This window comes from Oleiphilus sp. HI0067 (genome assembly GCF_001635735.1).
In genome coordinates, this window is the sequence record NZ_LWFI01000813.1 from 1 (window position 1) to 635 (window position 635).

General features: G+C 42.0%; 1 protein-coding gene. It reads left to right on the forward strand.

The window, feature by feature from the left end:
• Positions 1-30: 30 nt before the first annotated feature.
• On the forward strand, positions 31-635 hold a 605-nt coding region (locus A3739_RS08680; protein WP_231877051.1), incomplete at its 3' end, for a DUF1631 family protein.

Sequence of the window (635 nt, forward strand, 5' to 3'; positions counted from 1 at the left end):
CGATTAGAAATACCAGTTTTACGCCAACTTTTGGAAAACGATACTTTCTTTGAAGATCAAAATAGCCCTCTTCGTGATGTGCTTAATCGTATTGCCAAACTCGGTGCACAAGGCAATCGTTTGGGACGTGTAGGGCATCAAAAAATTTCAGCGTTGCTTGAACGAATTAATACGGAGTTAAATGAAACCCCGGGCGTTATTGATGAGGTTAAAACTGAACTCGATGCGCTAATGGTCAAGCAGCATTCTCAGTATCTGAAAAATGTAGAGCGGGTTGCTACGGCAGCGGATAATGCACATCGATTAGAAGATATTCGTGCTGAATTAGAACAACGCATAGTGTATCTCCTTGATGGGGACGTACCTGTTGCTGTCGAAGAAATGCTGAATTCGGGTTGGTTAGACTTTTTGCAGTTAGAAGCTGTTAAGCATGGCATTGATAGCGACCAAGTAAAAAATGGCTTTCAAGCCTTAAATGCGTTGATTCAATTTGGCCGAAAGCCCGAGAGTGGATTTGAGGCTAAGAAATACGTTCCGTTTATTCAACAAGGATTAATGCAGATTTCAGGCGGGCAAGATGTTGCGAAGTCAGTCCGAGAATCTCTTAAAAACTTAGTGCTTGATGCTCAGCATAA